The 26,398-nt window shown below is 43.7% G+C and carries 21 protein-coding genes; 17 read left to right on the top strand and 4 right to left on the bottom strand.

The features are described from left to right. Positions 1-234 precede the first annotated feature (234 nt). From AC1XUE_RS05960 to AC1XUE_RS05920, 9 genes are all read left to right on the top strand, one after another. Complete coding sequence (locus tag AC1XUE_RS05960) at positions 235-522, top strand: hypothetical protein (protein WP_483355019.1); 288 nt, start codon at positions 235-237, stop codon at positions 520-522. Positions 523-621: 99 nt separating this feature from the next. Next, a complete protein-coding gene (locus tag AC1XUE_RS05955) occupies positions 622-1,188 on the top strand; it encodes an RNA polymerase sigma-70 factor (RefSeq protein WP_483355018.1) in 567 nt (188 codons plus the stop codon). 15 nt (positions 1,189-1,203) lie between these two features. Next, positions 1,204-2,190, top strand: a complete 987-nt coding sequence (locus AC1XUE_RS05950; RefSeq protein ID WP_483355017.1) for a FecR family protein — start codon at positions 1,204-1,206, stop codon at positions 2,188-2,190. Between the two features lie 14 nt (positions 2,191-2,204). Next, entirely contained in the window at positions 2,205-4,004 is a 1,800-nt protein-coding gene (locus AC1XUE_RS05945) for an STN and carboxypeptidase regulatory-like domain-containing protein (protein ID WP_483355016.1), read from the top strand. A gap of 178 nt (positions 4,005-4,182) precedes the next feature. Then, positions 4,183-5,217, top strand: a complete 1,035-nt coding sequence (locus tag AC1XUE_RS05940) for a hypothetical protein (RefSeq protein ID WP_483355015.1) — start codon at positions 4,183-4,185, stop codon at positions 5,215-5,217. Continuing rightward, positions 5,217-6,104: a lysophospholipid acyltransferase family protein gene (locus tag AC1XUE_RS05935; protein ID WP_483355014.1), complete on the top strand. Its 888-nt coding sequence runs from the start codon at positions 5,217-5,219 to the stop codon at positions 6,102-6,104. The genes AC1XUE_RS05940 and AC1XUE_RS05935 overlap by 1 nt, the downstream gene beginning before the upstream one ends. Positions 6,105-6,285: 181 nt before the next feature. Continuing rightward, positions 6,286-6,774 (top strand): CHRD domain-containing protein, encoded by a 489-nt coding sequence (locus tag AC1XUE_RS05930; RefSeq protein WP_483355013.1) that lies wholly within the window; start codon positions 6,286-6,288, stop codon positions 6,772-6,774. A 170-nt stretch (positions 6,775-6,944) separates the two neighbouring features. Next, a complete protein-coding gene (locus AC1XUE_RS05925; protein ID WP_483355012.1) occupies positions 6,945-7,184 on the top strand; it encodes a type II toxin-antitoxin system Phd/YefM family antitoxin in 240 nt (79 codons plus the stop codon). Further along, a complete protein-coding gene (locus AC1XUE_RS05920) occupies positions 7,181-7,579 on the top strand; it encodes a type II toxin-antitoxin system VapC family toxin (protein WP_483355011.1) in 399 nt (132 codons plus the stop codon). Before AC1XUE_RS05925 ends, AC1XUE_RS05920 begins: the two co-directional genes overlap by 4 nt. A 72-nt stretch (positions 7,580-7,651) precedes the next feature. Here the strand turns inward: AC1XUE_RS05920 and alaS are convergent, their stop codons facing one another. The 4 genes from alaS to AC1XUE_RS05900 form a co-directional block, all read right to left on the bottom strand. Continuing rightward, positions 7,652-10,291, bottom strand: a complete 2,640-nt coding sequence (alaS, locus tag AC1XUE_RS05915; RefSeq protein WP_483355010.1) for an alanine--tRNA ligase — start codon at positions 10,289-10,291, stop codon at positions 7,652-7,654. A gap of 125 nt (positions 10,292-10,416) precedes the next feature. Further along, entirely contained in the window at positions 10,417-10,842 is a 426-nt protein-coding gene (locus AC1XUE_RS05910; RefSeq protein ID WP_483355009.1) for a hypothetical protein, read from the bottom strand. 9 nt (positions 10,843-10,851) lie between these two features. Beyond that, the gene (locus tag AC1XUE_RS05905; RefSeq protein WP_115829889.1) at positions 10,852-11,097 is read right to left on the bottom strand and encodes a hypothetical protein; all 246 of its coding nucleotides are present in this window, start codon (positions 11,095-11,097) and stop codon (positions 10,852-10,854) included. Positions 11,098-11,218: 121 nt separating this feature from the next. Continuing rightward, complete coding sequence (locus tag AC1XUE_RS05900) at positions 11,219-11,932, bottom strand: MBL fold metallo-hydrolase (RefSeq protein ID WP_483355008.1); 714 nt, start codon at positions 11,930-11,932, stop codon at positions 11,219-11,221. Positions 11,933-12,170: 238 nt separating this feature from the next. Between AC1XUE_RS05900 and AC1XUE_RS05895 the strand changes: the two genes are divergently transcribed. From AC1XUE_RS05895 to AC1XUE_RS05860, 8 genes are all read left to right on the top strand, one after another. Further along, the gene (locus AC1XUE_RS05895) at positions 12,171-12,551 is read left to right on the top strand and encodes a hypothetical protein (protein WP_115829887.1); all 381 of its coding nucleotides are present in this window, start codon (positions 12,171-12,173) and stop codon (positions 12,549-12,551) included. Between the two features lie 195 nt (positions 12,552-12,746). Further along, positions 12,747-13,460 (top strand): RNA polymerase sigma factor, encoded by a 714-nt coding sequence (locus AC1XUE_RS05890; protein ID WP_147300342.1) that lies wholly within the window; start codon positions 12,747-12,749, stop codon positions 13,458-13,460. Between the two features lie 168 nt (positions 13,461-13,628). Then, positions 13,629-14,684, top strand: a complete 1,056-nt coding sequence (locus tag AC1XUE_RS05885) for a FecR family protein (RefSeq protein ID WP_483355007.1) — start codon at positions 13,629-13,631, stop codon at positions 14,682-14,684. Between the two features lie 161 nt (positions 14,685-14,845). Then, positions 14,846-18,391 carry a SusC/RagA family TonB-linked outer membrane protein gene (locus tag AC1XUE_RS05880; protein ID WP_483355006.1) on the top strand — a complete coding sequence of 1,182 codons (3,546 nt, stop codon included), beginning with the start codon at positions 14,846-14,848 and terminating at the stop codon, positions 18,389-18,391. Between the two features lie 16 nt (positions 18,392-18,407). After that, positions 18,408-20,255: a RagB/SusD family nutrient uptake outer membrane protein gene (locus tag AC1XUE_RS05875; RefSeq protein ID WP_483355005.1), complete on the top strand. Its 1,848-nt coding sequence runs from the start codon at positions 18,408-18,410 to the stop codon at positions 20,253-20,255. 21 nt (positions 20,256-20,276) lie between these two features. After that, the gene (locus AC1XUE_RS05870) at positions 20,277-23,435 is read left to right on the top strand and encodes a SusC/RagA family TonB-linked outer membrane protein (RefSeq protein ID WP_483355004.1); all 3,159 of its coding nucleotides are present in this window, start codon (positions 20,277-20,279) and stop codon (positions 23,433-23,435) included. 12 nt (positions 23,436-23,447) lie between these two features. Beyond that, on the top strand, positions 23,448-25,253 hold the full coding sequence (locus AC1XUE_RS05865; protein WP_483355003.1) for a RagB/SusD family nutrient uptake outer membrane protein: 1,806 nt from the start codon (positions 23,448-23,450) through the stop codon (positions 25,251-25,253). A 68-nt stretch (positions 25,254-25,321) separates the two neighbouring features. Next, positions 25,322-26,287 (top strand): DUF1735 domain-containing protein, encoded by a 966-nt coding sequence (locus AC1XUE_RS05860; protein ID WP_483355002.1) that lies wholly within the window; start codon positions 25,322-25,324, stop codon positions 26,285-26,287. The last annotated feature ends 111 nt before the right edge of the window (positions 26,288-26,398 follow it).

Here is a 26,398-nt window from a genome sequence, read left to right as displayed (position 1 = left end):
ATAAATTTGCTCTATGCAAATGTAAGTAATAATTGGTTTTGTTGATTTTTTTCGATCCGGTCTGCATGCGTGAGCAGGCTGAGCGGTGAATTGGTTATGTGTTTCTGTTACCTATATCGTTCAGACTAAATGTGGCATCAAACCGAATTCTTTACTTCATATATACACAATACCATTACTTCCTGTTATTTTTACAAAGCATTAAAACTATCACTCACTTTAAATTCTGTAAGCATGAAAAAGTTAAAAGCACTGTTGGTAGCGGCATTTCTTGTAGTCGCAGGTAATGCCTTCGCACAAACTGCAACACCAGCTACGTCTACACCAGCTAAAAAGGAAATTAAAACCAAAAAAGACGGTACTCCTGATAAACGTTACACCGAAAACCAGAAATTAAAGAAGGATGGTACTGCCGACAAGCGTTTCACAGAAAACAAAAACCTGAAGAAAGACGGTACTCCGGACAAACGCTTCAATACATCCAAAGGAGAAACAGCCAAAACTGCTAAGAAGAAAAACTAATTTTGAATAAAATTTAGGGTAAGCGCCTGACTTGTTGTCATCTTGATGAACAACAAAGCCAGGCGCTTATTTTTGTGATGATATGAACACAGTTTCAGTATGAATGTTGCCGAATCAGCAGAACAAAACCTTAGTAAAGACAGAGAACACGAATTTGAAATCGTTTTTAAAAAACACTTCAAAGGACTGCATGCTTATGCCTGCACAATTTTGCATGATGAGGTAATGGCCGAGGAAATGGTCCAGAATGTTTTTTGCCGTTTGTGGGAAAAAACGGAACAGATTGAGATAAGAGAATCTGTAAGCGGCTATCTGTACCGGTCTGTCTATCATGAAAGTCTGAATTACATCAAGCATTTAAAAGTAAGAGACGCCTACCAAACCTATGCGGCAAGTCAGATGGAAAATACTAATAACACGGCGCACAACATTGAACTGCGGGAGCTGGAAGAGAGACTGGATGTGGCATTAAAAGAACTGCCGGAAAAGTGCCGTACCATTTTTCAGATGAGCCGTTTTGAAGAATTGAAATACCAGGAAATTGCTGATCGACTTGAACTTCCGGTCAAAACCGTCGAAAACCAAATGGGGAAGGCGCTGAGACTGCTGCGCATCAAACTGGTTGATTTCCTTCCGGCTTCGTTTTTATTATTTTTCTTAGGCTAACTGATACAGATGGTCATGAACACAAACCCAAATCACATCATGGATGATCTTCTGGTGAAATGTATACTGAATGAAGCCACAACAGCTGAACAGGAAAAGGTCGAGCAATGGCGGGCTCAACATTCTGAAAATGAAAAGTATTACAATCACTTCAAACTGATATGGCAACAGAGCAGAGAGCTTGCTGCGACAAGCAATGTCAATGAAGAAGAAGCCTGGAAACGTTTCAAAAAGCGTACGACTGAAAATGAAACTACTGTTATTGAATTGAATCGCAATAAGCAGAATTACTTGTTCAGGATAGCTGCTGCTATGGTTATTATGACGGGAGTCGGATGGGCGGTATACTTCTCGATGTTCAGAAATCGTCCGGAAGAGTTGATGACTGTAAAGGCGGGTTCGGAGGCGCTGACCGATACTTTGCCGGATGGTTCAGTCGTAACGCTGAATCGCAGGTCTTCTATATCGTATCCGGAAGGTTTTGCTCACGGAGCCTCGCGATCTGTCACACTAAGAGGAGAAGCTTTCTTTGATGTTCAGCCTGATAAGTCAAAGCCATTTGTGATCACAGTTAATGACGTAACTGTGACTGTAGTAGGCACATCATTCAATATAAAAAGTAACGATAGTATTACAGAGGTGATTGTAGAAACAGGGCTTGTGGAAGTGGAGAAGTCGGCGGCGAAGGTGAAGCTGGAGCCACATCAAAAAGTAATCGTAGCTAAAGAAAATAGCCAGCTCAAAAAACAGCAGAATGATAACGAGCTTTACAAATATTACCGAACGGGCAAACTGGTGTGTCATGATATTCCGCTATCCGAGGTGATCTCAAAGCTGAGTGAAATGTACAAAGCGAATATCGTTGTAGAAAATCAGAATTGGGGGAAACAAAAAATCAATACAACTTTGGAGCTTAAATCACTGTCTGCAGATTTACACGTGATCAGGGAAACATTCCCAGTCATAATAGAACAGCATGGTGATACTATGTTTCTTAAATAGTACTAAGGTTTGTAATGAAATATTTTTCCTTCATAGAAGTAAGGACAGGACTACTGGCTGTATTTTTTGCGGTCAGTAGTTTGTCATTTTGCAGTGCTCAGAAATTACTGAATCAGGTTGTGAGCATTACAGCCAATAAACAGCGCGTTTCGGAGGTACTGGCTAATTTAAGTGCCCAGGGTGATTTCTATTTCTCTTATAACACATCCTTCATACCCGGAGATAGTATCGTTACCTTATCTGTCCAGAATAAGCCTTTGAAGCATGTGCTTGATCGACTGCTTGCGGGCAATTATATGTATAAAGAAACTGGCAAATACATCATTGTTCAGCCGGCTCCACAGGATAAACATAGTTATATCACCGGTAGTATTCACGATGCAGAGACAGGCAGGCCAGTTGACTTTGTAAGCATTTATTCCAAAACATTTCTGATATCGACGATGAGTCAGGATGACGGTGGTTTCAGGTTAAAGCTTCGGGATCCTACTTTCCCGTTGGAGCTCATTGTCAGTAAAATCGGATATGCAGATACACTGATCGTTGTGAAAAATGATAGTGATACAAGGCTGAATCTGCAACTTGTTCCCAAAGCCGTTGATCTGGACGAAGTGATGGTATATAATAGTGCTGGAGATCGCACCTGGCTTGCACGGTTGTTTGTTTCTTCCAAGTTAAGGGAGCAGAGCCGTAACATTGGTCGGTTCTTTGTTGCTTTGCCATACCAGGCATCACTCACACCGGGACTGGGCACACACGGACGAATGAGTGGGCAGGTAACCAATAAATTTTCAATGAATTTGCTGGGTGGGTATACAGCAGGTGTGAATGGATTTGAAATAGCCGGAGGTTTCAATATCAGTAAAAGCCATGTACGTGTTGCACAAATGGCCGGGATATTCAATATTGTAGCAGGATCTGTGCAGGGCGTACAGATAGCCGGGTTTCATAACCATGTATTGGATTCGCTTTCCGGAGTGCAATTGGCAGGTTTTGGAAATCTGGTCAATAAAGAAATGCGTGGTTTGCAGGTCGGGGGCTTTTTTAATGCTGCAGGAACAAGGTTGAAAACAGATTCTCTGACGCAGGCAATACAGATCGCCGGTGGTATTAATTACGTCAGGTATCCCATCAAAGGTGCGCAGATTTCGGGCGGAGCTAACATTGCAAAGTGTAATTTTTACGGCGCGCAAATCAGTGGCATACTGAATGTGGCAAATAGGAAAGCCAGTGGTTTACAACTTGGTGCTGCAAATTATGCAAAATATCTCAGGGGCGTCCAGATTGGTGTGGTGAATGTGGCGGATAGTTCTTCCGGTTACAGTTTTGGTCTGATCAACATTGTCAAACATGGAAAAGGTGTTGTTTCGGTTTACACCAATGAATCTGCTTTAACCAATGTCTCCTGGAAGACAGGGACTAGTAAATTGTATAGTATTCTAAATTTTGGAGCAGACTGGCGATTGGATAAAAAGGTCTACTTATTTGGTTACGGACTCGGGAAAGAATTTAATATCAACCGCAGTTTGGCCGCAGCAGTTGAGCTGTCCAGCAGTAATGCCTACACAGGAAATATTAATGAAATGCCTGGAATTATTCGTTTACAGACCTTGCTCAATCTCCATCTTCATAAGAGACTCCTGCTTTCTGTTGGTCCGGCCTGTTCTGTCATGATTGAAAAGCAAATGGAAAGGCTCAGCGGATTTGGAGCATATCCTCCTTTATCTTCACTGAGCTTTGACATCGGGAAATCCTCTTCCGGCTGGCTGGGATGGCAATTTGGGCTTGTTTGGGAATATAGTAAGGTGCTATAAAAGAAAGATTTAATTAATAAGTAAATAAAATTTTGAAAAATATTCTGCTGAAAATTTAGGGTAAGGTCCAGTGATGGTGTCGGTACTTCGCATACAGGAAGAACCACCCGATTGAAGGCCTGCAATGGGGGGCTTACCTGCTATGTGTTTGAACAAATGAGCATTAATCACAAACACAATGAAAAAGATATCAGCCATTTTCGTATTCCATATACTTTTCTCCATTTCATCATTAGCATTCAGTCAGTCCGACAGCATCAGGCAGGTACATGTCGGAATTGTTTATCCGATCAGTTCCAATGGCGTAAAAGCGGCCGATTATTCCAATCGTTTCTCGCTTCATACTATCGCCGGCGTATCTGATAACGAGCTGGCCGTTGCCATTGCAGGTGGTGTCAACATCATCAAAGAAAATTCCAAAGGAACGACTATAGCAGGAGCCGTGAATCTGATTGGCAATACTGCTTATGGAGCACAAATCGCGGGGTTTTCCAATATCATCAGACATGAAGCTTCGGGAGCTCAGGTGGCAGGATTTATGAATCTTTCGGGAAGTGCGGAAGGTGTACAAATCTCAGGGTTTTCCAACATTACCAGAGGTCATGCAAAAGGTTTGCAACTGTCAGGATTTATGAACAAAGCCGAGCATGCAGACAATCAGATTGCTGGTGGAATCAACATCGCCAAAAAAGTAAAAGGCATTCAGTTGGCAGGACTGATTAATATTGCTGACAGTAGCGATTATCCTATCGCAATATTGAATTTTATCAAAACCGGAGAAAAAACGATTAGCTTATCCCTAGATGAAACTCTTACTACCATGGCTACTTTCCGATCCGGAGGTCGCGTGATGTATGGGATTCTGGGAGTAGGCTATAATCTGACTGACGACAACAAATCACTGTTTGGAATAGAATCCGGTTTGGGTGCTCATATTACGGTAGCTGACCGTTTCAGGATCAATACTGAAATTGTTTCCCAGCAATTATCCGATTTTAAAAAGGGAAGTTATTCCAAACACCATGTGAGGATACTACCTTCCTACAGATTGGGTAAAATAGAGGTTTTTGCCGGTCCTTCTATCAATTATGTGAATTATACTCAAGAACGTGGCTACGGTTTCAGAAGTAACTATCTGTGGAGTAAGAGTGGTCATAGAGACTTTCAGGGACTATACTTGGGCGTTACGGGTGGAATTCAGATCATTTTATAATGGATTACATTATCAGCACCCGCATTAGGACCAGACTGATGCGTATTATTCTGCCTCAATGGCAATTTGGTTTCAGATTGTTAAGGATGGCTTGTCATATCATTTCTTCCTTGGCTTATTTGGTTTTCGTATACTTATATCCGTATCGAAGAAAGGTGATTAACAACAACATCATGCGCTCCTTCCCATCGGTATCATCTGAGGAAAGAGAAATATTTCTGAAAAGGTACTACCAGCACCTGGCTGATCTTTTTACAGAATTTTTCCTGATTCATTTTGGCTCTGAACAAGCCGTGAATCGTTTGGTCAGATACGAAAATCCTGGTTTTCCAGGCAACATTTTAAATGAAGGGAAAGATGTCGTTATTCTTGCTTCCCATTATGGAAACTGGGAATACCTGCTCTCGTTACCTGATGTTGTCGATTGTGAAGTTATTACCGGCTATTCCCCTGTTGGATGGAACTGGCTGAATAAGTTGCTTAAAAATATGCGCAGCAGATATGGAATGAGGCTGATTGACAAGAAGGATTGGTATAAGCACTGTCTTTGTCATCAGAGTGATAAGCCTACCGTTTATTTGTCTGTCACCGACCAGCGTCCCGTGCGTAAAACACAGGATACAGTCTCTTTTCTTAATCAACAAACCTTTGTGCAATGTGGTGGGGCAAGGCTTGCTGAACGAAAATCCGCAGCCACATTTTATCTGGATGTGAGAAAAAGCAAACGTAATGTATACAGTTTCCGATTTGTGGAGTTGTCGGATGGTACAGCGAGTAAAGCAGAGATTACGGAACGCTATTTCTATTGTCTTGAGAAGACGATCAGGCATGAACCGGAGTTGTGGCTTTGGTCACACAACCGCTGGCAATTTCGTAGCAGGTCTTAGTAGTATGCCAAAGATGATTGTGTTGTATTAGTGGACAATCAGTTACATTTTACCTCACTTTGCCATTCTGGAGATGATCTTTAAATAGCTTACTTTAAGTGTATTAGGCATGAATAGGTCTTTCAGGTACTAAAATTTAACAGGGTACGTCAAACCAATTTATTACTAGATGGCTTACCGTATGAGAAAATTAGCATTAATGGGTTCGTTCGTGGCTATTGTGGCGTTGGGATGTAAGGATGATGAGAATGTAGTAACGGATCCGAATCCACTTCCGCTAGCTGAATTAAAGGTGACGACGTCACTATCAGGTGCCAATGAAGTGCCCGCCAATTCTTCTACCGCAGAGGGTTCTGTGGACGGAACACTGGATCAGGAAACCAGAATTCTTAGTTTGAATATTATGTATAGTGATTCGGCTGCCGCCGATTCCACTTCGGCCGATTCATTATTCCGACCGACCGCATGGCACATACACAAAGGTGCTGTGGATACAACCGGCGCCGTGGTGATTAATCTTGGAAGCACTTTTACAACTCCGTTTGCATTCAAAGATACACTTACCGAACAGCAGGTGGCTGACCTGAAAGCCGGGTTATACTATGTGAATATTCATACTGCCAGATTTCCTGATGGCGAAATCCGCGGACAGCTTAAAGCAGAGGAATAAAAAATGCTGATTTACTCAACGTTGTATAAAGATAAAAGCAGACGCTCCGGTGTCTGCTTTTTGTTTGTCAGATAATTAAGTGTTTGAATATAAGAATTTTGGGTAATCAAATCGTTCTTGACAACTTGTCAGGAAATTTTTATATTTGTTTAAATCAAACCGGAGCAGAAATGAAAACGATGACAGTGGGCGAGTTTAAAGCGCAATTTTCGGATGTGATTGAGCAGGTGAAGGCCGGAGAGAAAATTGCTGTGACCTTCGGAAAAAAGAAGGAGGTGATCGGGTATTTTACTCGGGAGACACAAATCGCAAAAAAGAATAAGCGGATTTTAGGAGTTCTGGAAAAGAAAGCAGTTGCTGTTTTTGATCAGAACTTTGAAATGACGGAAGAGGAATTCCTTGGAATATGAAATATTTGTTAGATACGCACACACTGATCTGGGCCATAATGGATACGGACAAACTTTCTGTTCAGGCCCGGAATATATTAGAGGATCCTGATCACGTGATTCTTGTCAGCGCTATAAGTTTTTGGGAAATAGCTCTGAAATTTTCAATCGGTAAACTTAGTTTGCAAGGCACTCTTCCTGAAGAGCTCCCAGCCATTGTTCATCAGATGAACTTTGGAACAATGGCATTAGACACAAAGGATGCATCCACCTATCATAGGCTGTTACCACTATACCACAGAGATCCATTTGACAGAATGCTTATTTGGCAAGCTATCAATGGTAGTCTAACCCTTGTTTCTAAGGATGAAAGGATGTCTGCTTACCGATCTGAGGGCTTAAAGGTTATTTGGTAACTGTAAGCATCAAAACTAAAAGAGCCGCCCCTTACGAGACAGCCCTTCTATCAAAAATCTTCAAATTTTCTATTAAAAAAGCTCCTTAGCCTTCGCAAGAGCCGTATCTAGACCGCTTGCATCTGAACCTCCGGCAGTTGCGAAGAAAGGTTGTCCGCCTCCGCCGCCACGGATTTCTCTCGCAAGTTCTTTCACAATTTTACCTGCGTTCAAACCTGTTTCCTGTACAATGTTCTCAGCGATGAATACCGATAGCTGAGGTTTCCCGGCCACGTCTGCACCTAATACTGCGATCAGATTTTCGACCTGATCTTTCAATTCGTAGGAAAGCTGTTTCAGAGAATCTGCTCCCGGAACATTTACCTTCTCAACAATCAGGTTAAAAGTTTTATGCTTTTCCATACCCGCGATCAGTTCCGCCTTCACCGATTGCAGCTTTTCGTTTTCCAAAGCAGCAATTTTCTTTTGCAGGCCATTGCGCTCTTCTACCAATCCTTCAACAGCTTTGATAAGATCAGTAGGGTTTTTCAATAGCTCTTTAACTTTGCTTAGTGTTTCTTCCTGCTGGCGCAACAGTTGCAGTGCTACCTCGCCTGTAACTGCTTCTACACGACGCACACCTGCCGAAACGGATCCCTCAGAAGTAAATTTGAACAAGCCGATTTCTCCGGTTGCCGGAACGTGTGTACCACCACAAAGTTCGAAAGAGAACTTCGGATCGAAAATGATAAGTCTTACAAAATCACCATACTTCTCTCCGAATGTCGCTGTAGCTCCTGCATCTAACGCTTGCTGAATAGGTACATTACGACGTTCGTCTAATGCTATATTTTCGCGGATTTTACTGTTTACGATATCTTCAATTTTTTTCAATTCCTCGTCGGTCACTTTCGAGAAGTGCGAGAAGTCAAAGCGCAATACTTCGTCGTTCAGATAAGAACCTTTCTGACCGATATGCGTACCTAATACTTCCCGCATAGATGATAACATCAAGTGAGTAGCAGTGTGGTTGGCTTTAATTTTCGCACGACGAATAGTATCGATTTTTGCAACCACATGTTCCGCCTGCTGCAAGGTATCGTCAAGATTCTTATCAGTAGAAATATGAACAAAAAGGTCGTTCTCCTTTTTAGTATCGGCGATTCTGATTGTTTTTCCACTTACCTCTAATACTCCCGTGTCACCTACCTGTCCACCCATTTCTGCGTAGAACGGCGTACGATCCAGCACAATATGGTATTCTTCACCAGCTTTTGTTTTCACCTTGCGGTACTTCACAATATTGCTGTGTGTTTCTTCAAAGTCGTAACCAAGGAATTCAACTCCTTCAGATTCACGCAATTCAATCCAATCAGTAGCTTCTTTGGCTGCATCCTGACGTGAGCGTTTTTTCTGCTCCTGAAGCGCATCCTGAAAACCAGTTTCATCAATCTGGAAACCTTTTTCTCTGGCGATAAGCGCAGTAAGGTCAACAGGGAAACCGAAAGTATCACTCAGTTCGAACACCTCGTCACCTGCGATTGTGTTCACACCGGCTTCTTTTTGCGCAGAGATGATCACGTCCAGGCGTTTAAGTCCTGATTCGAGTGTTCTCAGGAAGCTTTTTTCTTCTTCCAGAATAACTCTGGTTACGAATTCCTCCTGCGCTTTCAGTTCTGTAAATACATCTTTGAACTGCTCAGCCAGCACAGGTACCAGTTTGTGGAAGAATGGCTCCTGCAGTCCCAGATAAGAATAACCGTAACGTACAGCACGGCGAAGTATACGGCGGATTACATAACCCGCTTTTACATTGGATGGCAGCTGACCATCCGTAATTGCAAAAGAAACGGCACGGATGTGGTCTGCGATTACGCGCATGGCGATATCCGCAAACGGCTCATCATTGGCAGCATATTTTTTGCCCGACAGCGTCTCCAATACACCAATCGTGTTTTGGAATACATCTGTGTCATAATTTGACATTTTACTTTGAACAGCCATACAAAGGCGTTCGAAACCCATTCCGGTATCTACGTGTGTAGCAGGCAGAGGTATCAGCGAGCTGTCGGCTTTACGCTCAAACTGCATAAATACCAGGTTCCATATCTCCACTACCTGTGGGTGATCATTATTTACAAGAGATTTGCCTGACACTAACGCAAGATCAGCTTCAGGTCTCAGGTCAATATGAATTTCGGAACATGGTCCGCATGGACCTGTGTCGCCCATTTCCCAGAAATTATCTTTTTTGTTTCCCAGAATAATCCGGTCTTCACCAACGATTGGTTTCCACAAATCCCAGGCTTCCTGATCAAAAGGAACTCCGTCTTTGGAATCGCCTTCAAATACCGAAACATACATTCTTTCCTTTGGAAGTTTGTATACTTCTGTCAGCAGTTCCCAAGCCCAGCTAATTGCCTCTTTTTTGAAATAATCCCCGAAAGACCAGTTCCCCAGCATTTCGAACATGGTGTGGTGGTAGGTGTCAAAACCTACATCTTCCAGGTCGTTGTGTTTTCCTGATACGCGCAAACATTTCTGAGTATCCGCAATACGTGAGGAGGGAGGTGTGCCATTGCCAAGGAAAAAGTCTTTGAACTGCGCCATTCCCGAGTTGTTAAACATCAGGGTCGGGTCGTTTTTGGCCACAAGCGGAGCAGATGGCACGATTAAATGTCCTTTACTACGGAAAAAATCCAGAAAAGCCTGTCGTATTTGATGCGAAGTCATAAAATTATTTGCGTGTTGCGAGCAGGGTTATGCGATGTCCTGCATCTTTATTTTTTCGCAAATGTAATGAAAAAATAAAGCAGACCTTTAAAGCAAAATCACTTCAAAAGTCTGCTGCTTAATTTTCATGTCGTAATAGCTGCAAAATGGTGTACTTCAAGGTTCCTGATCACGTCATTACAGTTGGCGCAGGCATCCATCCCGCGTTGCTCAAACCACCTGCAACGGTTTCGGATTGGGCAGTGTTGCGGCGGATCCGAAAGAGGGCTGTTCATGCGTTCGATGATTGCACTTACGAGCCCGCACTGATGTGCGCTATCGTTCCATTGATGGCAACCTTTTTCAATGCACTTTCCTGCAAACCGGAACCGTTCCTCTGCTGCTCGTCCCTGTTGAGCTGTATCGACGAAAGTCTGATCTATGGTGATCGTCTCTTTCAGATAATCGATTTTTCCTTCGCTGTTCTGAATGCCGAACAATTTTGCCCCCGGCTTACTTACGTAGCTGGGGCATAACAAAGGATCTGTGGTTTGTTTCCGGGGAGTTTCCATATCAGTACATTATATACTGAATATGTCCTTGTGAATTTTGGCATAAATACCATCGATGATCGGTCCCGGAATAAGCTTTACCTTTTCAAGTCTGATTTTCCTGCTCAATGCAAGATCTCCTCTGTTGTCGATAGAGGCAAGCTCTTTCATGACAACCTGTGCGATACCTGACGCGATTCTGTTGTGTTGCTCTTTGGTCAGTTCTACACCATCAAGTGCAGCCAGAAATTGTGTGGTTGTTGTTTCTGCTTTCATAACTTTGGATTAATTTGAGTTGAATTATATTCCAAAGTTATTTTGTTGTAATGCAGTTTTTTAGAGGTTAAACACCTGATTTTTAGATCGCGTAGAAATCTGTCCATATGCGTAATTTTCCTCATCTCCATTGCATGAGTGCTGCGTTCAGGACTTCTTCAACGCGGCGCCTGGGTTTATAAAAATAAGCCATGCCGTGCCCAGGCAACATAATATCACTGTCAATTCTGGCTATTTTCTTTAAAGATTCTGTATAAATGCGCTTGTCAAAGTCTACAGATCCGCTCCAGCCGAAATCTCCCGAAAGCAAAGTACCTATAAGATCACCGCATACCAGTACATTTTTATGATCCCAAATAAACTTATAGGCAGTACATCCCATGCTGTGGCCGGGGACGTACAACGCCTGAATTGTTAGGTTGCCGATCTGAAAAAATTCCATATCGGCTACGACCTGATCTGCCTGCAACGGAGTAAAAGTTTTATGGTACAAAAATCCGCAGCACCTTTCATCCCCGGTCACGATCGCATCAGCCGTTTCTACAGAAGCTATAACAGGCACACCCTTTTTTTGCAATACTGCTGCACCTCCGGCGTGATCCAGGTGTGCATGTGTGAGCATACAACATACAATGTCCGAAGACGACATTTCCCAGTAAGCCATATTTTCAAAAATCTGATCCAGTGTATCCCCGCAACCACAATCGAAAAGGATAACACCTGCATCTGTTTTTAATGCATAACAATTGGCATCGTTCCATAATGCTCCGGGCTGGTCGAAAGTGATACCGTGCAGGTCTCCGCCGACCTGATATAAATTCTTTAAAAGCTGCATAATTCTTGCGTATATCCTGACTGACTTAATACCGTAAACCTATATCAAATGGACTATTGCAAGGTTTAATTGCCCTTTAAAACGCCGTATGAATAAATTGAACATTCAGTTGAAATACGTTTGAGTATAAATTACTTTTGCCCTCCTTTTTTTAATGTGCCCTTCGATTAAACAGAAGCACAAATTATTGCCGTCTGGTGGGTTGCACTACCGGACTTAACGTTTTAATGCAGACGAGATGAAGCCGTATTCGGATTATTCAGCCGAGGAGTTAGCGATGGAAAATCTTTTTATAAGATGGGTCCGGTTTCCTGATGATCCATCCATCCGTACTTTTTGGGAAAACTGGATCGTGAAGTATCCCTATATGAAAGCAAATGTGGAGCGGGCAAGGGAACTCGTACTTACTGCGTCCGATTGGAAACCTGATTCCCTCAGTAATCAGGAGGTCAATTCACTATGGGGTAGAATCCGAAATTCTCTGGAAATAATAGGTGAGCGCGAAACATATGATCCGGAAGATAAATTTTTCAGTCTGAGATCCTGGACAGGCCGATTGGTCACCATTCTGGGATTGGTTGTTTTCCTTTTTTTTGTAGTGTATTTCGTGACCAAATAATCCTTTTAGCCATACCATCCTTACCACTTTAAAGCCAGAAGTTGCCGCCGCACTGCAACTGATGTTTTGTACAGATAATCCTGTTGTTATTGTATATTTTAAATATTTTAAGAAAAAAAATAATAATTAAGGGTGTGTTTTAGAAAGCGCGTCAAGGATTTAAAGCCGTGACCTTCGGGTACATTATTAACACTTGTGAAAGGAAAGCCTATGGATTTGAGCAATGATATGATTTTGTCTGGCGGTCAGATGGCACCGGTACAAAATCAGGAAGGGCAGGCGATTATCAGCGAACCGCAATGGGAGCAGATCAGGCAGGGAGATTATACGGCCTTTGAAAAAGTATTTAAGACTTTTTATGCACAGCTCTTGAATTACGGACTGAGATTTGTCCGTGATGAAGAAGAGGTTAAGGATTGTATACAAACTCTTTTTCTCAATATCTGGGAAAGACGATGTTTCCTGGGACCGTGTGACTCCATAAGAAATTACCTGTTGGCTTCTCTGCGCCGGCATATGCTGAAACGATTGAAAGTTGCAGATCAGCTCGTTGGGCTGGATGAACACAACATGACTTTTCATATGGAGGCGTCTGTGGAAACCAGGTTGATTTATGACCAGACACTCGCAGAAAATATAGCGCTTGTAAAAAGCGCCATGAAAGTTCTTCCTGAAAGGCAAAAGGAGGCACTGTATCTTCGATTCTACGAAGACCGTTCATTCGCAGATATGGCCGCTATTATGAATATCTCCACAAGGGCAGTGTACAAGCTGGTTTACAAAGGACTGGATACTCTCAACGCCAGACTCAACACAGATAGCGAATCAAAAACTCCACATCTTTCCCCTCTCCAGTTTTTAATTGCGACAATAGGAGCAAATATCACGGCACAGTTGGTATTTAGTTAGGATATGCAAACGTTTGCCAAAGATTTAATAGATATCAAACGTCTGTATTTCAGTAGTTTAATCAATTTGTGAAATAAAATATTAAAATTTTATAAGAAAATGTGACTTTCGGAGGGTCACTTTGCAGGATAACCAGCTTTATTAATTTAAAGTCTAAATATTATCCTATTGAAAAAGGTTTACGACGAATATTCCTGTAACGATTTTGTTCTGGACGATGATTTCAGGGCCTGGGTACTGAGACACGAAAATGCCGGACTTTGGGAGGCACTTCTTCTCTCAAATTCTGCGTTACGTACCGAAGCGGAACGTGCAAGAGTGATTGTATATGCACTTCATACCGAGCAGCACCCCGCGCTGATCGGTGATGCGAATGAACAATGGTTGCAGCTTGACAAAGCGGTGAAGCAAGCTGATCAGGAACAAGATCCGGCACATGGTATTTCTTCCCGAAGCTTTTTATCAGGGTGGCAAATGGCTGCCGCTTCCGTCATGATACTCTGCTGCCTGGGTGCAGCTGTTTTTTTCTTCAAAGATACTTTTATGTCTGCTCCTGCGGTCAGTATGCAGGAGGTGACCGACGATGGTCAGCAAAAGACAATCGTTTTAAAGGACGGAACAAAGGTTAAGCTCAACTCTGGCTCTACTCTTACTTATCCCAAAACATTCGCTTCCGATGTAAGAGAGGTCACGCTGAAAGGGGAGGCTTTTTTCTCTGTTACCAAGAATCCGGATGCGCCATTTATCATTCATACCGGCGATGTTACTACCAAAGTATTGGGTACGGAGTTTAACGTAAGTGCCTATCCTGAAAGCGGGGCGGTGCAAGTCGCCGTGGTCAGTGGCAAGGTGAAAGTGAATGCCAATGTGAAGCCGGGTGCCGAGAAAAACAGTGTGTGTCTGAATCCAAGTGAGATGGTCACCTTTGAAAAAAAGGAGCGGGAACTGCTGGTTAGCCCTTTCGATGCCAAAGATCAGATAGGCTGGAAAGACGGTATTCTGTACTTCGAGAAATCAGATTTCCCTTCAGCGATGAAGAAACTGGAAAGATGGTATGGCATCCGGATACAGTTGCCGGCCGATTCCAGGAAATTAACTGACGCCGACTGGCGGTTCAGCGGGAAATTTCAGGATAAAGATATTGCCTATATCCTGAATGTAATGAGTTACCCCAATCGCTTTTCCTACACAATTGAAAATAAAAAAGTCAACCTGAACCTTTAACAACAACAATCGCTATGACACTGAACACAAGCTAAAAAAACCGGTAATTCAGAAGAATTACCGGTCCTGATTTTGACCTTACCAGAAACCAGAGTTGGCGCTCCATAAGATGACGGTAAGAGTCAGTTGTAATGAATTCGAAAATTCAAACGATCAAAAATATGGAATATAAACTACTACAACAAATTGCAGTAATGTCCAGATATGCCCTAGTCGGAATGGTGTTGCAATGCGTTTTTATAGGGTTACTTTCCGCATCAGAGGGTAATGCCCAGGAGAAAAGTATTGAGAAAATTATCATTTCGATTCACCTAGAAGATGTGCCGTTGGAAGATGCTTTCGTAGCCATCAATGACAAAACGGACTTTAATTTCCAGTATGATCAAACACTGGTTCAGAATAAAAAGGTTGATCTCAATTTTACTTCCAGCAGTATTGGCAAAATCCTTCGTCACATTTCAAAGGAATCCAATGTGAGCTTTGCCAGGGTAAATGAAACCATCTATGTATCAGGTGCAAAAAAACAGCCTGTTACTGAGGTGATCAGCAAACCCAAACCAAGTTCTTCATTGCCTGCTCCAGTTGAAAAAATGAACATGACAGTGGACGAGTTTCATGCCAACAGGCTTACGCAGGTGATGAACAATAGCTTGCAAGCGATGGCGGTAACGGTATCTGGTGTTGTAAAAGGGGACAACGGAGAAGTATTGCCAGGTGTGAATGTGGTTGAAAAAGGTACAGTGAACGGACTTTCCACAGATACTGACGGAAGGTTTAAAATCACAGTTGCCAACAACAATTCGGTTTTGGTTTTCAGCTATATCGGGTACGTTAGTCAGGAGCATCCGGTGGGTGTAAAGCGAACTATGGAAGTGAAGCTTGTTTCCGAAAACAAATCCCTTGAGGAAGTAGTGGTGGTAGGCTATGGTGTTCAGCGAAAAGAAAGTGTGGTGGGAGCCATCACTCAGGTGGACAACAAAGCTTTGATGCGCTCGGGTACGTCTAACATTACGAACGCCATTGCTGGTAAACTTTCCGGTGTACTGACCATGCAAGCCAGCGGTGAGCCGGGAAATGACCATTCTGAGATTATCATCCGCGGTCTTTCGAGCTGGAATGGTTCTCAACCGCTGATTATGGTGGATGGTGTGGAACGTGATTTCAAGGATATGGATCCAAATGAAATCGCAACGATCTCCGTACTGAAAGATGCTTCCGCAACTGCTGTGTTCGGGGCAAAAGGAGCTAACGGCGTAGTGATTGTAACGACGAAAAGAGGAGCTATAGGTAAACCCAAGTTGGATTTTACAGCCTCTTATGGTTTGGCCAAAGCAACGCGTATTCCTGATCACATCAGCTCGTACAGAACAATGACGATGTACAATCAGGCGCTGATGAATGGACAGCAGTTTACCGACCTGATTCCGCAGTATGCTTTGAACGAGTACAAAAATCCCTCAACACCGCTGAATGCACTTCGGTATCCGGATGTGAACTGGTTTGATATCATGACCAAGCCTTTTGCAACCAATGCCAATGCAAACTTTAATGTGAGTGGCGGTACCAACTTTATCAAATACTTTGCTTCTGTAGGTTATACCTATCAGGGAGATTTTTTCAAAGCATATAAAGAAGGCTATGATGACACCCGTTATTGGTACAACAGGTTCAACTATCGGACTAATATTGACTTCAATCTCAGTAAAAGCACTACGCTTTCTTTGAATGTGGGAGGAGAAACAGGCGTAAAAAACCAGCCAAACGATACGCCCTGGCGTAACCTGTATTCAACGGGGCCGTCGCGTTACCCTGCCTATTTTCCTGCCTGGGTATTGGAGCAGGTTCCTGATCCCGATTATCCAAATGACAGAGGTGATCGCCTTGCCATGAACTTCGGAGAATTTACAGGGAATCCGTATACGTCTATGAATCAGGGTTCCTTCAACAGGTACATCGATTCTCAGTTGTTTACCGATTTAATTCTGGATCAAAAACTGGACGGGATCACACAGGGATTGTCGGCGCGCGGAAAAGTTTCGCTAAGTACATTTTACAGAAACAGATCGCTCACCGCCAGTTATACATTTCCGGAGTATCAGTTAAACTACGACAAGATTGGTACAGAAGAAAATCCATGGTTCAGGAACGGGCAGGGTAATGAGATGTTTCAGCAGGGACCGTTGGATATTAACGTAGGAGCACTTGAAGACAGCCCTCCGTATTACATGGATCTGTATTATGAAGGTTCTTTGAATTACCTGCGCAGCTTTGGTAAACACAATGTTTCGGGTCTTGCGCTGGTGAACCGTCAGCAGAAAGACAGAAGAACAGATTTTCCCTATTACAATCAGGGACTTGTAGGCCGCGGTACATATGACTTTGCAGGTAAATACATGGTGGAGGTCAATGTTGGTCTTACGGGTTCCGAACGCTTTGCTCCGGGAAACAGATATGGTTTTTTCCCTTCAGGTGCGGTAGGTTACATGCTTTCAGAAGAGAAATTTTTCAAGAATGCTCTGCCCTGGGTGAGTAAGCTGAAATTCCGTTATTCCGATGGAATGGTGGGTAGTGATATTGCTGCTAACAGGTGGTTGTACCTGAGCGACTTTTACAAAGACAATAGCGGTTATATCCATGAAGACCTGGGGGCTAACCGGGTGTCACAATGGGAGGAGGCTCGTAAGCGCGACCTCGGTATCGAACTCGGTTTATGGAACGACAGCTTCAATTTTACCGTCGATTTCTTTGATGAGAAAAGAGAAAAAATGCTGCTCGTACCACGAAGCGTAACTATGATGGTAGGTAATTCATTCAAAGAACTGAACCTGGGGCGTCTTAAAAAGCATGGGATAGAGCTTGAAGCAGAATACCGTAAAACAATCAGCAATGGTCTTAATTATTTTGTGAAAGGAATTTTCGGGTTTAATGAAAACCGGATTCTTTTCAAAGATGATTTGCCTTATGCTTTTGACTATCAGAAAGATGCAGGTAAGCCACTTGGTGCTCAGCTAAGTGGTGTGGAACTCACTGGGAGCGGCTATTACACTTCTGTAGATGACATCCATAATAATACAGCAGCCATTGATCTTTACAAGCTTAACGTAGGAGACTATAAGTTCCTGGATTACAATGGTGACGGAAAAATTACCAATCTGGATAAATATCCCATTCCCGGATCGGATTTTGCGCCAATCACCTATTCGTTCTCTGCCGGGTTTTCTTGGAAAAAGTTTGACTTCAACTTTATGTTCCAGGGCAACGTAGGCAAGTATGTCGAATTTAATCAGCCTTACGAAGTAGAGTTTATCAAAGGGGACTGGAGAGTCCACGCTTCTCAGCTTGATTATTGGACGCCGACAAACCCAAATGCCAATCACGCCACGTTGCATTATTCCGGCGGTGGTAGTACCGACAACCTTTTCTGGGGTGGTGGGGAGGCCGACAGAGGCTTTGATATCATGGTAGAGAACAGGTTCTGGAGGAATGCAAATTACCTGCGCCTGAGAGAAGTGTATGCAGCTTACACATTCAATTCCAAAGTTTTGCAGCGTGTATTGGGTACATCCAATCTGATGTTTTTTGTAACAGGAAATAATCTTTTCACCATCACCAAACTGATTGAAGGTGATCCCGAACGCAAAGATTTTAATCAGGGATTTTATCCGCAGATGACCACTTTGAAATTCGCCATCAGGGCGGTATTCTAAGCTAAACCTTTAACATATGAAAAAGTACTTCGCACTATTATGTGTACCGGTTTTATTGCTGGTACTGCTCTCGGGTTGTGTACAGAGTTATCTGGACCAGGCACCGGAGTCGGGTCTGGGACCTGAGGATGTATTCTCCAAATACGAAAACTTCAAGAAGTTTTTTGACACCATTTATGAAGGCAATAAACTGGACGGGACAACCTGGAGAGGCTACAACATCAAAAATGCCTACTCGCTGTATTTCGATTTCTGGGATCAGAAATATACCATGGAGTCGCTGACAGATATGAGCGATATGGGCCGTGTGATGGATGCGCAGGTCATCAAGAGCGGGTCCGTTTCGGCCATTATCAATAAAATGACCTATGATCAGGCGCGCCGCCCGATTCTGGGTTCGATGTTCAAAATTATCAGAGTTTGTAATACTTCCCTGCAAAATATTGATATGCTCAAAGATGTCAATGCGGTTGATATCAACGACTTCAAAGGGCAGGCGCATTTTATCAGGGCATTTGCACATTTCGAGCTTTTCCGGCTGTGGGGACCTATGCCATATCTTAACAAAGTGATTGGTCCTGACGATGAATGGGATATTGCCAGGTTATCCAAACACGAAACGCTGATTCGGATTGCTGCAGACATGGATACAGCAGCTTCTTATTTCAAAGCAGCTGATCTGATGCGTCGTGATCCGCCTCCGGGTATTGCCGGCCACCTTAACAATCCTGAACAAAAGCGCCCGAATGGAGTAGCTGCTTTGGCATTTAAAGCCCGTGCACTCTTGTATGCGGCAAGCCCGTTGAACAACGAACTCGGCGTGAAGGACTGGGAGGAAGCTGCAAAAGCCAATTGGGAGGCAATTAAAGTAGCTGAACAGTACGGATATGATCTTTTACCACTTTCTGATTACAAGCGAAACTATATCGGAAATCAATATTCCAATGAGCAGCTCTGGGCATGGTCTGCCGGTACGAGAGCCTACAATGCCGGCGATTTGCAAGGGCAGGTAAATGGTGTATTCGGAGGAGGAAAAACGGGCTGGTCAGGCGAATGTCCCACACAGAATACAGTAGATAAATTTGAAACCAAATGGGGGGAGCCTTTGAACACCGAGGCTGATCGTGCCGCAGCCACAGCAGCCGGGCATTATAAGGAACAAGATCCTTATGCGAACCGGGATCCACGGTTTGCGATTGACATTATCTACAATCAGTCACAAATTCCAGGTTATGGCGCTGCCAAGATTTACTATGAAACCAATAATGGAGCCGCTATTTATGCAGAGTTGCTTGATCAGACGTATGCCGGTATTACCCGCACGGGTTATTATGAGCGCAAAACCTGGGGGGAGCAAAGCGTAAAAAACAAAACTACGCCCCAGTATACCGACCCGCTGATCCGTCTGGGCGAATTGTATCTGAATTATGCAGAGTCGGCTAATGAGGCCTACGGACCTGCGGGTGTTGCGCCGGGAGCTACCATGACGTCGCTGCAAGCTGTCAACAAGATTCGCACGCGTGCCGGAATGCCCGATGTATTAACTGCCTATATAGGATCCAAGGACAAGCTGCGCGACCGGATCAAGAACGAAAGAACCATTGAGCTTTGCTTTGAAGGCGGCCATTACTTCCACGATATCCGGCGCTGGAAAGACGCTCCTCGCGTGATGAGCGGAACCTTGTACCGTGTGGACATTGAAAAGGTACCTGTGAGTGCTGCTTATCCTACAGGCTTCAGATACACACGTATGCCGATGTCGGCCGACAGGCAGGTGCGCTGGAAGGATGCCATGTACTATTTTCCTTTCAATACGGAAGACATGTACAAGATGAAAAATTTTGTTTCCAACGAAGTGTGGTAGCCTAAACCTAAAACATTGATCATGATCAGATTATATATATATCGAAAAATGCAGGGCTATCTGGGTTTGGCTGTCTTGATGCTCCTGTTTGTAACTTCGGTTATGGCTCAGGACAAAACCAGCAGGAAAGCACAACCTGTAGATGTAAACCTTAAAGTTACCGACGAAGAGGGAAATCCGATTCCCAAGGCCACCGTAGTAGTAGGAGAGGGGCTTATTCATGCCGAGACAAATGACAAAGGGAGTTTCAATTTCAAAGCACTGCCCGCAGATTTTATCACTGTAACTTCTTATGGGTACAGCAAAAAGGTTTCTCTGATCGGAGATTTGATTGAAGATAACATTGTCTTGAAAAAGGCGAAGCTCTATATGACTCCGGATGATGAGGTGCCTATGCCTTACATGAATCTGTTGAAGCGAAAAACGACCGGCAGCTACAATGTATTCAGGACACAGGATCTTGAAAAATACCCAACCAATGATCTCAGAAATGCGTTTGCCGGTATTGCCACAGGTATTGAGGTAACCGAAAGAGACGGGTCAACCGGTCTGAACGCTGAGGAAGAACTGGGTTTTTTCAGGGTAACAGAGAAAGTGGGAATTACGTCCAGAGGTTTCAGTCCGATTTTTATCATTGACGACATTCCTACAGAAATTACAGAAATGAATCTGGATCCGCAGGAAATTGAAACAGTGACGGTTATCAAGGATATTGTGGGTAAAGCGATGCTCGGACCGCGTGGAGCCAATGGGATCATCTATATCAAAACAAAACGAGGTAAAGCGCACGAGCGTGTGATGAATGTGAATGTGGAAGAAGGTGTAAGTATTGTAGACCGTTTTCCTGGCTGGGCTTCCGGTGCGGACTATGCAAGACTAAACAACACAGCGCGGATCAATAGCGGAATGACGCCTTTGTATAGCGAATCGGCTATTAACGGATATGCGCAAAATGACCCGTATAATATGTACACGCCGAGCGTGGATTTCAGAAATATGATGCTGAAAAATTCGAAGTCCTTCCGCAGAGCCAATTTGTCATCAGGCGGAGGAAACGAAACGATTCAGTACAACGCGTATCTGGGCTACAATGGAGAAGGAGATATTTACAAGATCGGTGATATATCTGACTATCACCGGATCAATGTTCGATCCAATATTGATGTGAAGATCAATGAACTGATCAAAGTGAAAGTCGACTTTTTCGGAGGGCTAACTATTCGCCGTTCACCTAATTATGGCTACAATTCCAATTTTACCAATGAAGACGGCAACACCAATACTGCTCTGGATCTGGTAGAATTCAATACGGTAATCAATGATATTACGAATACGCCACCAATCGCATTTCCGGTGTATGCTGCCTTTGGGGACAATGCAGTTGCACCCTGGTACGGTGTAAGTTCCAACTTCAAAACCAACCCCATCGGCAACCTTGTTCACAACGGATACTATTCTGAAAAGGGACGTACAGGAGCATCTAATGTCACTTTCGAATATGATATGAAAGAGATATTGCCCGGTTTGAAATCAAGGACTTATGCAGGTTTTAATGTTTTCAATAGTTTGCGTATTGGTAAGGCTGAAGATTATATCGCCTATATCGCTACGCCTGGAACCACCGCCTCAGGCCAGGACACTATTCGTTTATCGAAAGTACACGATGGTGTGGACATGCCGGGTATGGCCAAACTGCACGACTACTATTCCCAACGTTTTGTGATCTATGAAAACCTGAGCTATGACAAAACATGGGGCGCTAATGACTTGCAGGTAGGACTTACCTATTTCCTTTCAAGAATTTCCAAAAACGGAATAGAGGAGCCGCAACGTCAGCAGAATGCAATACTTACCGGAATTTATTCCTTCAAAGACAGGTACGTATTTCAGGGAGTGCTTAATTACGCAGGTACCTACAGCTTTGCCAAAGACAAAAGATACGCCATGTTTCCTTCTGCGGGTATTGGCTGGGTATTGTCAGAAGAAAGTTTCCTGAAAAATGTAACGCCGGTTAATTATCTCAAACTAAGAGTTGAAGGCGGGATCCTTGGTTATGAAAGCTTCCTGCCTCCGTTTTATGATCTGGATCGTTGGGGCGTAAACTCTACCGGTGCTGCTTTCGGGCCTTTTTCTACGAATCAGTGGTTTGGCAGTAATACCGATAACGCTGTATACAGAACAACGCCTGCCCGTATTGGTAATCCTGATCTGACGTGGGAGAAAAGAAAGGAAATTAGTATAGGTATGGATGCCTTACTATTCAACAGAAAGCTTTCGGTTGAGGTGAATTACTTCAATAACCTGCGTGATGGAATGGTGTCGCAGCTGGCGAATACTGTCCCTCTTGTTGCTGGTATATCCACATCCCGTCCCTGGTTCAATTACAACAAAATGCGTTTTTTCGGAGTGGAAACAGGTATCCAATACTCTGACAAAGTTGGAGCAGTCCGTTTCTCCATAGGTGGTAATGCATCTGTTCAAAATAGTAAAATCCTCAAATACGATGAGCCTGCCTACCGCTTTGATTATCAGACCCGCATCGGAACACCTACAGATGGCTACTGGGGACAGACCTATCTTGGTAAGTTCAGCAGTGACGAAGAAACCAGAATTGTTCCTCAGATCTACGATGAGGTGCTCAAACAGGGAGATTTGAAATACCAGGATAAAAATGGTGATGGGGTAGTAGATGACAACGACCAGAGCCAGATCGGGCACTCTTCTCCGAGACTGATTTATGCGCTAAATCTTCGGGTGGGTTTCAAAAATTTTGAATTGACTGCGGTAGGTAACGGACGGGCGTTTTACGATATCGGCATGACCAACAAATATTTCTGGAACGGCTGGAACGACAACAATTACTCCAATTTCGTAAAAGAAAATGAAGGTGGCGATTATCCCCGCCTGACGTATCAGAAAGTCAATAACAATTTTATCGGTTCAAATTTCTGGCTGAGAGACGGAGGTTATTTCAAAATTCAGAATGTAGAGCTGGCTTACAATGTGCCTGCCGGCGCTGCACAGGTGATTGGAGCCAGAGGGTTGAGACTGTATATACGCGGAGCAAATTTGCTTACAGTGTCTAAAATCAAGGATGTGGATCCTGAATCGATCAATTCAGGTGTAACCGTGAATCCGCTTTTCAGAACATTCACAGGTGGAGTGAAGCTCACATTTTAATCAAGAATGATTATGGATTTCAAAAATATAAAAATCAAAAGTCTGGGTGCGATACTGATGGTAACGCTCACACTGTTATCCTGCGTTGACTATCTGGAACCTTATCCTAACGGAAACAGAACCACGGAAGATATCTGGAAATACCAGGACATGGTACAGGGACTTGTGGGCCAATGCTACGACAACATGCCTCGTAACTATAACGATAACGAAGGTGTTTTCCTGGATGGGGCAAGTGACGACGTGGTGATTACTGCTACTACCAATGCCATGGTCAGACTGGCAACTGGGGCTTTGCCTACAAGCCAGGATCCTTTCCGTACCTATTGGGATCGCGATTACCGGTCTATCTATCTCGTGAATCTTTTCCTGAAAGACCGCAGAGGTTTCAATACCCGTTTCCTTGTCAATGCGCATCTGGACAGTCTTGTGAAAACCCGTTTGCAGGGAGAAGCTTTCGCTTTGCGTGCCTGGTTCCAGTGGGATCTTTTACAAAAATTCGGAGGAAAAGGAATGGATGGTCAGTTACTTGGTTTTCCTATTGTACTGGAGCCGATTGATGTAAAAGCAGAAACAAACCTGAAGCGTAATACCTATGACGAATGCGTGCAGCAGATCATTGCCGATTGCGATTCGGCCTACAAGTATTTGCCGATTGCACATAGAGACTACCTCGTTCCGAATGTGAATGACAGAGCATATGCCGGTGGGCGCTATTGGGGACGTTTCGACGGCATCACTACCAAAGCATTGAAAGCGCTCGTATATCAAACCTGGGCGAGCCCGCGTTTCAACCCCGCCAACAATGTAGCCAGATGGGATTCTGCTGCAAAAAATGCCAAAGTGGTAATGGATTTTAAACAAAAAACAGATGCAGTAACGAATGGTTTCGGCCCCACAAAAGCAGTCGATTGGTTTAATCCCAATTTCGGGGGAATCGTTTTTTCTGCACGGTATAACAATGCCAACGATGCGATGGAGCGTATGTTTTATCCGGGTGGTTTTCAGGGAAATGGCCAGGTAGGCGCAACACAGGAGCTTGTAGACGCATTCCCGATGGCGAACGGTTTTCCGATTACAGATCCGGAGAGCGGATACAATCCTGCCAAGCCTTACGATAACAGAGATCCGAGACTTTATGCTACTATCTTTCACAACAATGCCAAAGCGATGCGGCTGAACAGTTCCAGCACCACGCCCATGTATACATTCGAGAACTGGACAGGGGGAAAAGATGCACCGGGTCCACCGGCAAACAGCAGAACCAACTATCATATCAAGAAAATGGTATTTATGGGGCTGAACTGGGGAGATAATGCGATCAACCGCCAACCGCATACCAAAATCTTCATTCGCTGGGAAAACATGGTATTTGCTTTTGCCGAAGCAGCCAATCAGGTGGAAGGCCCGCTAGGAAGTAAGTATGGTATTTCAGCTAAAGATGCCATGGCTTTGATCAGAGCTAAAAATAATACCGATGGTGGAAAAGGCTTCGTTCGGGATCCTTACCTGACGAAAGTCGCTGCGGCGGGCAAAACGTCTTTCGGGGAGTTTGTTAAAAATGAACGCAGGATTGAATTTTGTTTTGAAGGACAGCGCTTTTACGATATCAGACGCTGGTCAACAGGACTCACTGAAATTAACAAACCCGTTCACCGCCCGCTCATTACCAGAAATTCAGACGGATCATTTACTTACAAACTCGACGACCTTGCCGAATCGAGGTCCTTTACCTCGGGTTCTTTACCTATTCCTTTCGACGAAATGCTGAGAATGAGCAATCTGGTACAGAACGAAGGATGGACAACCTGGAAATGATTTGCAGAAACAACTAAGTAATCACTGGGATTCACGCTTTACAGGTCAATCCCACAGACAATAAGGATATGAAAAAAACGATCACAGCTGCTTTATTTCTGCTCGCAGGCATGACTTCCTGCTATGAAGACTATATCAAAGACTTTGATTACAGCTCCATCTATTTCATGTATCAGACCAACGTACGCACATTTGTGGTAGGTGAAGGGATGAAAATTGAGGTAGGTGCTGCTTTGGGCGGTGTGCGGGAGAACCGTCAGGACAGAGTGGTCAATTTCACGATGGACAATTCCCTGATCAATGCTAACATACTGGCAGCCATGAAAGCGGGTGCCAACTATATCAAAGAAGCAATTGCTCCTGTGGACACGCTGAAGTTAATGCCGGCATCGTATTTTACGATTTCAGATAACAGTAAGATGATTATCAAACAAGGTAATCACATGGGTGCGGTGACTATTAAAGCAGATTCTGCCCGTTTTTTGCAGGATCTGGCGACAATCAAACCTGGATATGCGATCCCATTTCAGATCACGACAGCCGACGCTGACTCGATTCACAGGGCAAAGGCTTTTACTGTAGTAGCACTCAAATACGAGAATATGCTGTTCGGGAACTACTGGCATGGTGGAGTTACCACGGTGAAAGACGCAACCGGCAAAGTGGTGAACACCATTCGCTATTATACGACGATTCCCTCACCCGAAGTGAAAATTCTGAACCTGAAAACGGTGGCACCCAACGCATTGGTGACTAATAAAATTAGTGATCAGGCAGGCTCTATGAAACTGACACTAGATGGTACTAAAGTTACAGTGAGCAAGGCACCCGGCTCTGCAGTTGAAATCCTTCCTGACGGAGAAAGTGTTTTCAACCGCTCTAAATTGTTACAGGATAGGCGCATTGTGCTTCGTTATAAATATGCTAATGCAGATGGTACCACCTCATTTGCCCAGGATACGCTCACTTTCCGCAACAGAATTAGGGATGGTGTAAATGAGTGGCAGGATGAAAACCCGGCGAATTACAACTAATGAAGCATTGATTTTGCAAACAAGTATAAAACCAGGCCCGGAATCATAACGTTTCGGGCCTGGTTGTTTTAGAAAATACTACGTATAAAAAGGTATCAAATTGCTTTTGAA

The sequence above is a fragment of the Dyadobacter sp. HNCC25DJ187 genome (assembly GCF_056895255.1).
Note: the sequence above shows the minus strand (reverse complement) of the source record. Positions and strands in the feature narration are given on the sequence as shown.